The sequence below is a fragment of the Falsihalocynthiibacter sp. S25ZX9 genome (assembly GCF_041205405.1).
In the GTDB taxonomy this organism is placed as follows: domain Bacteria; phylum Pseudomonadota; class Alphaproteobacteria; order Rhodobacterales; family Rhodobacteraceae; genus Falsihalocynthiibacter; species Falsihalocynthiibacter arcticus.
Genome location: NZ_JBGFCD010000003.1, coordinates 39039 through 51636 on the forward strand (window position 1 = coordinate 39039; position 12598 = coordinate 51636).

12 protein-coding genes are annotated in these 12598 nt (G+C 52.7%); 2 read left to right on the top strand and 10 right to left on the bottom strand.

All coding sequences use genetic code 11. The annotated features are described in order from the left end of the window. Positions 1–6 precede the first annotated feature (6 nt). The 7 genes from AB9F29_RS04295 to AB9F29_RS04325 form a co-directional block, all read right to left on the bottom strand. Complete coding sequence (locus tag AB9F29_RS04295; RefSeq protein WP_369754720.1) at positions 7–276, bottom strand: hypothetical protein; 270 nt, start codon at positions 274–276, stop codon at positions 7–9. Beyond that, entirely contained in the window at positions 273–1619 is a 1347-nt protein-coding gene (locus tag AB9F29_RS04300; RefSeq protein ID WP_369754721.1) for a DUF6638 family protein, read from the bottom strand. Before AB9F29_RS04300 ends, AB9F29_RS04295 begins: the two co-directional genes overlap by 4 nt. Further along, the gene (locus tag AB9F29_RS04305; RefSeq protein ID WP_369754722.1) at positions 1616–3550 is read right to left on the bottom strand and encodes an ATP-binding protein; all 1935 of its coding nucleotides are present in this window, start codon (positions 3548–3550) and stop codon (positions 1616–1618) included. The genes AB9F29_RS04300 and AB9F29_RS04305 overlap by 4 nt, the downstream gene beginning before the upstream one ends. A gap of 33 nt (positions 3551–3583) precedes the next feature. Continuing rightward, positions 3584–4714 carry a hypothetical protein gene (locus tag AB9F29_RS04310; RefSeq protein ID WP_335584170.1) on the bottom strand — a complete coding sequence of 377 codons (1131 nt, stop codon included), beginning with the start codon at positions 4712–4714 and terminating at the stop codon, positions 3584–3586. Positions 4715–4771: 57 nt separating this feature from the next. Then, positions 4772–5848 (bottom strand): hypothetical protein, encoded by a 1077-nt coding sequence (locus tag AB9F29_RS04315; protein WP_369754723.1) that lies wholly within the window; start codon positions 5846–5848, stop codon positions 4772–4774. Between the two features lie 114 nt (positions 5849–5962). Continuing rightward, positions 5963–6754 (bottom strand): alpha/beta hydrolase, encoded by a 792-nt coding sequence (locus AB9F29_RS04320; protein ID WP_369754724.1) that lies wholly within the window; start codon positions 6752–6754, stop codon positions 5963–5965. Between the two features lie 80 nt (positions 6755–6834). Continuing rightward, positions 6835–7221, bottom strand: a complete 387-nt coding sequence (locus tag AB9F29_RS04325) for a hypothetical protein (protein ID WP_335584173.1) — start codon at positions 7219–7221, stop codon at positions 6835–6837. 114 nt (positions 7222–7335) lie between these two features. On the opposite strand from AB9F29_RS04325, the gene AB9F29_RS04330 reads away from it, so the two are divergent. Beyond that, positions 7336–7875: an RNA polymerase sigma factor gene (locus AB9F29_RS04330; RefSeq protein ID WP_335584186.1), complete on the top strand. Its 540-nt coding sequence runs from the start codon at positions 7336–7338 to the stop codon at positions 7873–7875. Beyond that, a complete protein-coding gene (locus AB9F29_RS04335; protein WP_369754725.1) occupies positions 7872–9782 on the top strand; it encodes a von Willebrand factor type A domain-containing protein in 1911 nt (636 codons plus the stop codon). Before AB9F29_RS04330 ends, AB9F29_RS04335 begins: the two co-directional genes overlap by 4 nt. Before the next feature lie 56 nt (positions 9783–9838). Here AB9F29_RS04335 and AB9F29_RS04340 read toward each other — a convergent pair whose 3' ends face one another. The 3 genes from AB9F29_RS04340 to glcF all read right to left on the bottom strand — a co-directional run bounded on the left by AB9F29_RS04340 (position 9839) and on the right by glcF (position 12595). Then, positions 9839–10306: an Hsp20 family protein gene (locus tag AB9F29_RS04340; RefSeq protein ID WP_369754726.1), complete on the bottom strand. Its 468-nt coding sequence runs from the start codon at positions 10304–10306 to the stop codon at positions 9839–9841. 140 nt (positions 10307–10446) lie between these two features. Next, a complete protein-coding gene (locus tag AB9F29_RS04345; RefSeq protein WP_369754727.1) occupies positions 10447–11253 on the bottom strand; it encodes a serine protease in 807 nt (268 codons plus the stop codon). Positions 11254–11311: 58 nt separating this feature from the next. Then, the gene (glcF, locus tag AB9F29_RS04350) at positions 11312–12595 is read right to left on the bottom strand and encodes a glycolate oxidase subunit GlcF (protein ID WP_369754728.1); all 1284 of its coding nucleotides are present in this window, start codon (positions 12593–12595) and stop codon (positions 11312–11314) included. Positions 12596–12598 lie beyond the last annotated feature (3 nt).

Sequence of the window (12598 nt, forward strand, 5' to 3'; positions counted from 1 at the left end):
ACGACCTCAATAAAAATTGATTAAATAGAGAACGATGACATAAAGAACAAGGGGAATGACATAGATCAGAACAAGCGCTTTACGACGAAACGACTTGCGATACCGCTCCATCCCCTCCTCAATAAAGGCATCCCGATCGCCCTCTTTGACCTCTTCGTCGAACTCCTCTTCCAAATCCTCACGGCGCAAAGACGCCGCAAACCAACGCGAAATCAGATAGATAACCGTCAGCCCGACGAATGCAAAAAAGAACTGCCGCGCAAGGGTGAAAATCATGAACGCCTCCTCACGGCACCCCACGGGCCAACTCGATCGATAATATCTTCAACTATAGTTTCTGGTTCGGCCATCGAGTTCTCCCCCCCAAACAGCGCCTCGCGTGCCCCAACTTTATCCACCTGATACTCAGACACAAGAAAATCCGCGACATAGGTTTTCTTGCTATCGGCCCATGTGCTGTAGCGTTGGTAAAACTGTTCTTTGTGGCAAATAAAGAGCTGACGGATGTCTTTTGGCGATAATTCCGCGAGCAACATATTGACCAGATCAAAATTTGGACCCGACCGCGCCCGCAAAGTATAGAAATAGGCCGCGTCGTTGGAATTTAGGCGCGGCCACGGCCCATCGCCCTCGGACCAGCGCAATAGTTTTGCCAATTCGATGTATTCCTGCGGTAGGTTCTCGGCATATTTTCGGGTCAAATTGCGGATTTCGCGCCGATCCGCCTTCGCCAAGTCCGCACCCATTTCCGCGGCGACATCTATGGCAATGAAATCCATTTTCTGCCGTAAAATCGAGGGTACATCGACGGATTTTCCCTCCCAAATGGGTTCCACCAAATCATTCAACGAAAGAAACTGCACAATTTTTGTGCGTTCCTTGATGCCGAAAACAAACTCCATTGGGAGGCCTTCGACTGCCTCGCGCCCATTGCTCGCGATTGCTGCGGGATGCTCCACATCTCGGAAAACATACAACCCGCCGAAATGCTTCGTCCAAAAATCATCTTGCTGAAATTTTGTAGCTTTAAGGGTGACAGGATTGCGTGTCACATCGCCGGTTTTCTTTGCTAACTCAATCATTTCTGCTATGAGGACATCATCCCACCACGCATCAGGGCGCGATTTGAAATCGGTAATCTTTTCGGACAGAACCTCTGCATTGGCAACGTGGGACTGGGTTGTATCCGCCCGCACAACGATTGTGCGGATGTCCAAAAGATGCGCGGGATCACTCACCGAAAACACCGAGTTTTCCAATTCTCCGCCAACCGCATCACGGGCCGTCAGGGCAAAAAGCTCCGCCTCATTCTGCTCAATGAACTGTCGTAAAATCCGACGACTTGTGGAGAACTGTGCATTCAACAACGGCGCTCGTTTTTGTTCCGTCGTCAGAAGAATAAATTGACGGTTACACCCCCCCTGATTGAGGTATAAATGATCGCCAAACTCATCGCCGATTTCGGGCGAGTATCCTGACAGATCAATGTGGAAATCCGTCAGCGCTGTTTCTTTGCCAATGAGCAATTTCAACGCCGCGTTGTACCGCGCCACGAGCACGGTCGACCTCACAGGAACGAGATTTCCGAACATTAAACCGCGCTGGATCAGGCGTATCATGCGTGCCCCCCCAGATACCGCCGCTTCGCTTCTTCCATGCGTTCCATATCGCGAACGGCGTTTTCGATCGCCACTTCGTCGGATTTATCGGCATATCGGAATTCGGAATCCGCGTAACGGTTCACCTCTTGGATCACCATTTCGACGTTAATAGGTTTGCGCATATCTTCGATCATTGCGCGCTTCTCATCGTAGGGTTTGAACAAAAATAACTCCGGGTTTTCCATCCATTCATCGGGTAATTCAAAGTCCATCGCACGCACTTTGACAGCGTCCGTGATGTTCTTGATGGCCCGCCCCGTAAAACGTGGGTCCGCTTCCTGAATGGCCTTTAAATAGGTTCCGATCTTGGCAATCGTGTCGAGGTCTCCGAGGTCAGAATGCACCCGATCATAAACGTTAAGCAGGCCTAGTTCATGCGGTTTTGAATGCCCATCAAAGCTTGCGGCGACGGCTTTTTTGATTTCCTGCGCTTCGAATAAATTGTGCTGCCCCAAGGGGATATCGTGGTGCTTCCCCATAAGCAGGCTCAGAATGTCGATATAATCGTCGCGCGTTTGCGGCCCATCCACAAGGAAGCGCGCACCCGCACGTTGCCGCAACGCGTCATCGACATTCTCGGGGTAATTGCTGAACATCCCAAAGGTACAATTCCCGCGCACGACGGTATTTGCGCCCGCGAAACTCTCCATCAATACTGCGGTAATTTCGAGTTGCCCCGCACTGGATTGTCGATCACCTCGCTTGCCTGCAAGTTGGTCGATATCATCAATAGTGCCAAAGCCAATGACGTTTGGATCGAGAATATTGTTGATAAACGCCTTGGCATTTTGTCCCGACTTGCCCTGATAACTATCGATATTATCCGTGCTCAGGTTTTGAAACCGGAAGGTATAGCCCGCAACATTGCAATACTCACTGATCAGGCCCGCCATCATCTGGATAAGCGTCGTTTTTCCGGTTCCGGGCGCGCCATCGCCCATGAACGTAAAGATGAACCCACCAAGCTCGGCAAAGGGATTAAGCTTGCGGTCAAAATCATAGGCCATCAACATCTTGGCCAGTTTCATCGATTGATATTTGGCGATGTGGTTCCCGACAACCTCGTTCGGTTTCTTGAACGACATGGTGAGTTTGGTGCTTTTCCCACGGCCAGCAGGTGTAAAACCCGCGATCGTCAAATCATCGGCTTCAACGTGATAAGTCGCACTCGAAAAGGACCCCACAGTCGTAACATTTTGCGCACGCAGGGTAACTTTTTCCATCAATTGTTCGCAATACGCCAAGATCGCCGCGGCAAGCCGCGCGTCCTCCGTCGCGAAGGCCCCGATATCCTGATCCAACTCCCAAAGCGCGCCGTGCAAGGCGATTTGGCCGTTGTCCGTCAAAACCTCCTCAACCTCGCCGACCTCCACCGTGGTTTCCCCCACAAAGGATGCCAAAAGATAGGCACAGGAGTTCGCGAAAACATGGAGAGAAATAAGGGCTTCCGCCGTAAGTAGCTCTGTGAATTCCGTCCGACGCGCCTCCTGAAGGGCTCCCGCCAAATTATCGCGTTTCAATGCGGCAAGATGGGTTGTTTCGCCAAATTGTTCCGATACTGCGAGCGAAATCGCAAGCGCGCGCCGCAAGGCATGCATCGCGCTGGCCTGAAGCGGCGACGTCAACGGATCGGCCTCATCTGCCCCCTCTATGCGGGCAACAAGCTGGACCCCCTCTGGGCGAGCAGTGCTGCGCGTCACAAGGCCCGGTGTTGTGCTGCGAAACCGCCGCCGCGTTCCGAGGCCGGCCGATTTTTCAGCGCCCGACGTTTCCTTGCCTTTGCCAATGCGTGGGGTGTGGTCAAAGCCCACCAAGAGCGCCGATGCCGCATCATAATGTTTGCGAATATCCTCTTCGCGCAGTTCCATTTGATCGCTCGACAGGCTCATATCGACATCCTATTTTCTAATGTAACGGGCATTTTAATTATAGCTGATGACACGCCCATTGGGCGCGACGACGAATTTCTGCACATTTGCAAAGCCTGGAATCTTTAAATCATCCAAAACTTGATAAGGCTTTTGGGGTAAAATGAGAGACCTCTGTGTCCGCGTCGCGCCTGATTCCACGCCCTGTGCGCCAAAGGGATCAAGGGCAAAAACTTCGCGCTCTACTTTACCAAACCAGCCAGATTTTTCCTCAACAACCCGTTCGCTTTCGAGGGTTTCAACTGTCCAAGCCAGCGCCCAATCTTCTCCCTGCGGGGAGTGCGCGTCTTCTAAAACCTGTCGAATGGGGCCGTTTTGCTGCGTGAAAGCGCTACTGTACATCGGCCCAACATACAGGCGGCGCAGACGTTTTGGGTGAAGGTCATCGAAATCAAGGTCGAACCCTTTTGCGATGGTCACCAATTTCAGGCCCGCCACGCTTTGGGACATCAACTTGGCTTGGGCCTGTGGCCAACGACGGGTGTCCTTGGGAAGCGCGGTTGCGCCCGTGTCCTCAACATCCATCAAGTAAATAACGGGCAAGTTGCTTTCGCTGTCGTAAACGGCCCAATGCACCAAAAAACTGCGCCGATTGTCGACGGTTCCTGCCCACAGAAGCTCTGGATCATTGCGATTCCAGAACATTTCGTTTGCCCGCAAAGCCTCGTAATATTTACGCTGTGACATCGCGAATTGCAGCTTGGTCGGAATCTCAAGATCGCCAACAATCGTGCGCACCATATCGTCTTTTAGGGCCTCGATACTTGGCATATTGCGCAAATGACGCTCGGCTTGCTGCGCATCCGCGGCCATGTTCAGGATTTCATGGAAAACGGGAAAACCGCTCTCGGTGCTATCGATAGAAAGACTACCGAAAAACGTTCCAGTGTCGCGCCCAGTCAACAAATACTTGTTGGCTAACGCGCGAAACGTGCGCCCTAAACGCTGCACATAATCCAGCACAACTTTGCGGTCCCGTTTAGACAGCCGTTGCTCATCTTTCATCATGTCGGCCACGGTTTCAAGATGGCCGGTGATCGTTTCAAATTTGGCAAAATAGCGGCGCGCAGCAAAGGTGTCGGTTAGTCCGACGTGGTCATTCATTAAGTCTTCTTTGATCGTCATTTTTGACCGTTCCAAATTGCCACTGCGCCACAAGATTACGTCCCTTTGGTGGCCCGATCAGCCTCCATAGAGGTTTTTATCGTGCTTCTCGACGATGGCTTCAAACCGGCGCGCAAAGCGCTCATCCGCTTTGGCCTTTTGCTCCAAAACTTTACGGGCGAAAACCATGTGATCTTCGTGCGCTTCCATCATGTCCGCCATTTTCGCATTCGTGGCTGTGCCAATCGCCGCCATCGCGGTCTGCGCTTCCTTGTCGGTTTGCACACCAATCTCATTAATACGGTGCGCCACGTCTTGTTGCTGTGCCGTTTTCAGGGATTTTGTCAAAGCATCATACAAAACAACACGTTGCTTGGTGTCCGTCTGCAATTTATTGATCAAAACCATCTGGGTCGCTTCTTGATTTTGCAACGAGTCGATCCAGGTTTTGCCCTTTTCGATATAGCGCTCGAGTGTCTGGGAATTGGCCAGTTTTACCTGTTCCAGTTGCACTTTCTCGTTGAACGTCGTGTTCAACTTCGCGAGTTCTGTTTCAAGCTTTGTGCGCGCAGCGGCGCCTTGTTCAACGGAAATCTTGCCTTCTAGTGTGATAATTTTCGGGTCCATCGCAAGGATGTCCACTCGGAGCGTTTCAAGCTCGCCAACCACGGCTTCACGCTCGTCTAAAGTCTCAGTCAGGTTGGTTGAAACCTTCTCGCGTTGGGTAACAAGCTCTGCGAGTTGGCCTTCGAGCAATGTCACAATAACATCCGACTTGGCGATCAAATCTTGCAATTTATCGTCAACACTGGCCTCGCGCATCCGCTCTTGGCGCATGCTCTCGGACTTACCGCGCGAGAAGATACCAATCAGTTTTTCGATACCCGATTTATTGCGTAACTCTTCGAAATCTTTCGAGAATCCAGCAGTTACATCGTCAAGTCCCATAATGAGTTCGGCGATATTTTCATTCATCAACTGCGTATGCGCATGAACATCGTCAAGCGTGGCATTCTCGATATCAATCGTAACATCGGCGCCCGTTTTCATCTTGGCACGAGCAGACTCAATCCGCCCTGTAAGGTCAGCCATTTTTTGCTGTGTCTCGGCCGCTTGCTTTTGGGACTCGATGATTTGGGCTTCAAAATCTGCCATAGGGTTCCTCGTTATTTTGAATAGTGATATAATATTTGGGGATTTATATCGCGTTTAACAGGTATAGGACATTGAAATTTTTGTAAGAACATTTTGGGGGTTCGGGCGGTCAAATCAGAAAAGGGCTTTCATCAACGGGCTCTCTGGATCTTTGAGGCCATCGATCACATTAAAATGGTGCTGTCCGGGTTCGATATGTAAACTTGCCCCCTCCCATGCTTGTGCGAGCCAACGGGCTTGATCCAAGAAAGCGGGACGTTCAGCGCCACCGACCCAAACGGTCACGGGAATGTCGATGTGCTTCTTCAGCAGGAACGGGCTTTCTGCCTCGGCCTCAGCCAAATCCAAGCGCAAATCCGCGTTCATTTTGGTCTCCATCAAGGGACGTAAATCAGAGAGCGGCGAGATGGGCACAACGGTTTTGATGCGCGCGGCGATTTCGGGGGCAAGCCCATCCTCACACAGCATCCGCGCCACCAAATGCCCGCCAGCGGAATGCCCCGCCAATACAATCGGGCCACGCACACGCTTGGCGGCTTCTTCGATCGCTTTTCGGATGCTCTGCGTGATTTCGGAAATCCGCGCTTCGGGGGCCAGCGGGTAGCCTGGAATTGCTACGGCCCAATCCCGCGCCGTAGCCCCCTCTGCAAAATGGGACCAGCGAAATTTATCAAACTGATACCAATAGCCACCATGCACAAAAACCATCAACCCCTCGGGACGACCAGACGGCAAAAACAGATCGAATTTCTCGCGCTCATGGGCGCCGTAAGAGAGGTTGACCTGAAGCCGCCCCGCCGCATTTTCCATCTCACGCCATTCACGGGCGCTATCTTCCCATTGCTCCAAGAAATTTGACGCATTAGGAATGTATTTCGCGTTTGCGTAGGCGTCGTCCATGTCCATTCTCTGGCCTTCCAAATCGAGTTTTCTGCACCTTACGGTGAACAGATTTCAATGCAACCCGTGTTGCCTTTCCGTAAGCGTCAAACGTCTGAGGAACGCCATAAATACCGCGCGGCGGTGGCGATCAAACCCGACATTCCGGCAGCAATCGCAATCCAGCCTAAGAACCAAAACTGACCCGACAAGGCGTTTTCGGCATAAGATTCCGCGAATTTCATCTTGCCCATATATGCGGAAATCGCCCCGAAAACGAGCACCGTATCAAACAAGAATAGGGGGATCACCATACGAATATGGCTGCCAAAAACCGCGAAGGCAGATGCCCCAAAAATACCGATAACGCCACCAATGAACAGCACTTTTCCAGACCAGTAGGGATGGGCACCGAAGGCCTCGGGCAAGTGAAGCCAATCCGAAATTACCAAAAGCAGCACCGCCGCACAGGCTCCTATCACATTTAGTCGCATAAATTCTCTCCTTATTTTCAAACAGCTTAGCGCATCACACCCGCCCCGAATAATTTATTTCAAACCTTCACCAAGGATTGACCTTTGGCGCGCGTCCTATTCATTGTGATGCTAATGGAAACAAATGACGAAACTTTGGCACTGGCTGCCGCAAATGGAGACGGCACAGCCTTTGGTGTGCTGTTGCAGCGGCATTACGACCGTCTTTTTGGACTGTGCTTTCGCCTTTTGGGAAGTCGTGCCGAAGCCGAAGATTTGACGCAAGACATCTGCGCCGCCCTCCCCGCCAAACTCGCGCGGTTTCGGGGCGAGGCGAAATTCACGACATGGCTCTATCGTGTCGCGATCAATGCCGCCCACGATCGTCGCCGACGCCACGCAACCCACGCCAAGGCCTCCGACGGCTGGGGGGGGTGGGAAATTGGCCGCCAAGCGGATAACGACGAAATGCGCGAGAAACAAGACTGGCTGGCCGCCGCGATCACGGCCTTGCCGGATGAGTTGCGCGACACCGTTTCCTTGATCCTTGGACAGGAATTGACCCATGCCCAAACGGGCGAAATCCTCGGCGTTTCCGAGGGCACAATTGCATGGCGCATGTCAGAAGTGAAAAAACATCTGCGCGCCTACCACCAAAAGGAGGGCTATCCATGAACGATGATCTCGACGCCCTAAAGGCCATGATGGCCGACATTCCCGCGCCTGATGACGCCAAAAAACGGGCCGATATCGCGCTGGCGGAAAAAAACTTTAAAAACTTCCAAGGATCGGTGGTTGAGCCCCGTCCTACTTCTGAAAGCACGCCACTTCGGGCGGGCTGGATTTCAGGAGTAAAAAATATGTTCACTGCAATGACGTCCCGCACAGGGCTTGCGATTACAACTTCAATTGCCGCCGTTGGTGTCGGTGTGATTTTCGTGGAGTTGCAAAACACGCCACTTGCCCCACAAGCCACCACGTCTGAAGGCGCAAAATCTTCGCCTGAGGAAAGCATGCTTGCTCAAGATGAGGTTGATGACATGATGGTCGCTCCCGCAGACGAATTGGCAGGCCGCTCTATCGTACAAATGACGAGCCCTGCGCCCGCAACCTCCCTCTCGCGCCTCAGCAAGGAAGCGGTGAGTATCGAACCGCAGTTCTACTTCTCCGACGACATGTCCGAGTCTGAAACCTTTTCCAACGCGGCACCAAATCCGCTAAAAACCGCCAAAGAAGATCCCGTTTCGACCTTCTCGATCGACGTAGACACGGCTTCCTACGCGATCCTGCGCTCCTCTATCGCCAACGGGTATTTGCCCGATCCAGACTCTGTGCGCATCGAGGAAATGATCAACTACTTCCCCTACGCCTATAAGGCGCCACAGGGCGACCAGCCGTTTTTGCCAAGCGTGACAGTTATGGACACGCCATGGAATGCGGCTACGCAACTGGTTCATATCGGCATTCAAGGGGCACTCCCCGCGACGGATACCCGCCCACCGCTGAATTTGGTGTTCCTGATCGACACGTCTGGCTCCATGCAAGATCAAAACAAACTACCCCTTCTGAAGCAAAGCTTCCGCTTGATGCTCAGCGAATTGCGCCCGGAAGATCAGGTCGCGATTGTGGCCTATGCGGGCTCCGCAGGACAGGTTTTGGAACCCACTGCGGCCAGCGAACGCAGCACCATCCTTGCCGCGCTTGATCGCCTCGAAGCGGGCGGTGGAACGGCTGGACAAGAGGGCTTACAGCAAGCCTATACGATTGCGAAATCCATGCAGTCAGAGGGCGAAGTTACCCGTGTATTACTCGCGACGGACGGTGATTTCAATGTTGGCATTCACGATCCGGCGGCGCTCAAATCCTTTATTGAAACAAAACGCGACGAAGGCACCTATCTTTCGGTTCTTGGATTTGGCCGTGGCAACCTCGATGACGCAACCATGCAAACGCTGGCCCAAAATGGCAACGGACAGGCCGCCTATATCGACACACTGGCCGAGGCCCAAAAGGTGCTCGTAGATCAACTGACCGGCGCTCTTTTCCCCATCGCCAATGACGTGAAAATTCAGGTCGAATTCAACCCGTCGCAGGTCGCCGAATATCGGTTGATTGGCTATGAAACCCGCGCACTCAACCGTGAGGATTTCAACAACGACAAAGTTGACGCTGGCGAAATCGGCGCGGGACATACCGTAACTGCGCTATATGAAATCACGCCTGTTGGCTCTAGCGCCATTAAAAACGATGAGTTGCGTTATGGTTCAAAAGAGAGCGTGTCGACACCGAGTGACGAGCTTGGCTTCCTCAAAATTCGCTACAAGACCCCAGGAGAAACGCAAAGCAAACTCATCACCGCTCCAATTAATACAGGGATGGGCGAGACCACAGAAGATACGCAATTTGCGGCATCAATGGCGGGATTTGGTCAGCTATTGCGCGATGATACCTATCTGGGGGACTGGGGTTGGGACGAGGCGATTGCCCTCGCACAAGGCGCAAAAGGCGTGGACGCTTTTGGCTATCGCGCTGAGGCCGTCACCTTGATGCGTCTGGCAAAATCCATGGCGAACGGCAACTAATTCCCACAAAAAACGGCGCGCAAATTCTGCGCGCCGTTCCATTCATCTAGCGTCGATTAATTGACGGGTTTGGCTTCAATCTTTTTATTTTCGGCCAAATCACCGTTGGAAATCTCGATGCGCCGTGGCTTAAGCGCCTCCGGAACTTCCCGCTTCAAATCAATCGAAAGCATACCGTTTTCATGGGTGGCGCCCGTTACATGCACGTGGTCCGCTAGCTGGAACCGGCGTTCAAAGGCACGGGTCGCAATTCCGCGATGGAGGTAGCTTGTTGTGGTGTCGTCGCTTTCTTTTTTCGCCGCGACAATCAACTCGCTTTCACGCAGTTCGACCGAAAGTTCGCTGTCAGAAAAACCAGCAACGGCGATAGATATACGCCATCCTTCTGCAGAGGTTTTTTCAATATTATAAGGGGGATAGCTTGGGCGTGCTTGGTCGGTCGAGCGGACACGATCCATAAGATCGGCAATCTGATCAAAGCCAACAGTGGCACGGTATAGGGGAGCTAAATCAAAGTTTCGCATGGTCATTCTCCTGATGAGCAACAACGTTAAAAAGGAGCCTTCCCGAGGGGACAGGCACGAACCAAGACCCAATATTGGCGCCTCGGTACACTTTAATTTGGGAACGTTTTTGGGGCTTTCAAGAGGGGCGTCGGAAAAACCTAAGGGCGTAAAAACTTTGCGCCAGAGCGGACAATACCCGTATGGCTGTTGCCGTTTAGGAACTTGGGCGAGCCTTTTTCAAAAACCGTCGGCTCTGCGGCCATTTCCGCCAACAAAACCGCGAGCGGTTCCGCAAGAGAGGTTCCAAGCGCAACCTGCCGCCCGCCCGCTTCGGCCTTTGCGGAAATTACCGACACAATTTCTGGATACCCGTTTCGCATGGAAAAAATCGGCGCACCCGACGAGCCGAAGTCGATATCACAAGACAAAACCAAAGTGCCCTTTTGCCGCGCCAAAACCTTGCACTCTTCTTGTAGACTCGCGCTGGCTTCCCGATCATGCGCATAAGAAACCACGCCCACAGTTGCCCCTTTGCGAGGAGAAGCGCCCGTTTCATAGGGGATGATCGACGTGCTGTTGATGGGTTGTGAGAGGCGCAGAAGTGCGACGTCATTCTCTACTTTTTGCGAAACATTTTCGGTATCAAAGATATAGTCGGGATGTGTAACGGCATGCGCAACCCAGCGATAGGCGGACGCGCGACCATTGCGCCACCCAGCCAAAAATTCGATACCTTCTGGATCAACCCGCTCTTTGGTCGTTTTGTCAAAAAGGCAATGCGCCGCAGTCAGGACCAAATCGGGCGCAATCAGGGCGCCCGTACACATGGTTTTGCGGTCGATATTGAGGCGACCAACAGCCTCCCATCCGCGACTATCGTTGCCAGTTGAAAGCTTGCGCAACGTATCCGCCTGCGCGTGACCAAGGCCAACCAGAACCACAATTATTGCCAACAGTCCGCGCATATTTCCTCCGTCGCTTCCCCGGTAGTATTTCCGAGATAAGGCAGCAATATGGCCGAACTCAGTTCATTGCAGGCGGTTTTGGCCCACCAGTCGCCCAGTCCAAAAGTTCTACCGTGTGAACAATTGGGGCGCCGGCGGCCCGTCCAATTTGCATCATACACCCGATATTGCCTGCGGCAATAACGTCCGGTTTTTTCGCTGCGAGCGTTGCAACTTTACGCTCCTTCAGTTTTGCGCTGATCTCGGGTTGCATCAAGTTATACGTTCCTGCGGACCCACAACAGAGGTGCGCATCGGCAGGCTCTACAACCTCAAAACCAGCTTGCTTCAAAAGCGTTTTGGGATGGGTTTTGATTTGCTGCCCATGCTGCAAGGAACAGGCGGAATGATAGGCAACCCGCAGGCCTTGATCCTCACCTTTTGGCATGTCGAGTTGCATCAAAACTTCGCTCACATCCATCGCCAAGTCCGACACTTTTGCGGCATCTTGCGCCAAAGGATCATTGCGAAACATATGTCCGTAGTCCTTGACGGTCGTTCCGCAGCCAGACGTGTTGATGACAATCGCATCAAGCCCGTCAGTGCGGAACTCATCCATCCAAACTTTGATGTTTTGCGCCGCACTCGCGTGGCTTTTCTTTTCTTGCCCCATGTGGTGGGTCAATGCTCCGCAACATCCCATCCCCTTGGCAATAACAACGTCACAGCCCAAACGCCGCAAAAGGCGGATGGTGGCATCGTTTATATCCGTATTCAGCGCTTTTTGTGCACAACCCGTCATCAACGCCACCCGTTTTTTGCGCAGGCCAATCGCGGGAAAGACTTGGGCGTCATCGTTGCGACTCACAGGTGGGATCGTTTTGGGTGCCATTTCGAGCATCGCCTTAAGCCGTGCATCAGGCATCAGAAAGGCAAAGGGTCGTCCGATTTTTGCGCCCAAAAGGGCAAGCCGAAACCGTTTTGGATAGGGTAAAATCTGCGCCAGCATCCAGCGCAAACTGCGATCCATAAACGGGCGTTTGTAAGTTTTTTCAATATATGCACGCGCCTGATCGACCAAATGCATGTAGTGGACCCCCGAGGGACACGTGGTCATACAGGCCAAACACGACAGGCATCTGTCCACGTGTTTCACGGTTTTCTCGTCAGCAGGTCGCCCGCTTTCGAGCATATCCTTGATGAGGTAAATGCGCCCGCGCGGACTGTCGAGTTCGTCGCCCAAAACTTGGTAGGTTGGGCAAGTCGCCGTGCAAAATCCGCAGTGGACACAGGCCCGCAGAATCTCGTTGGCGCGTTCAATCTCCGGATCTTTAAGCTGGTCAGGTGTGAAATTCGTTTGCATTTT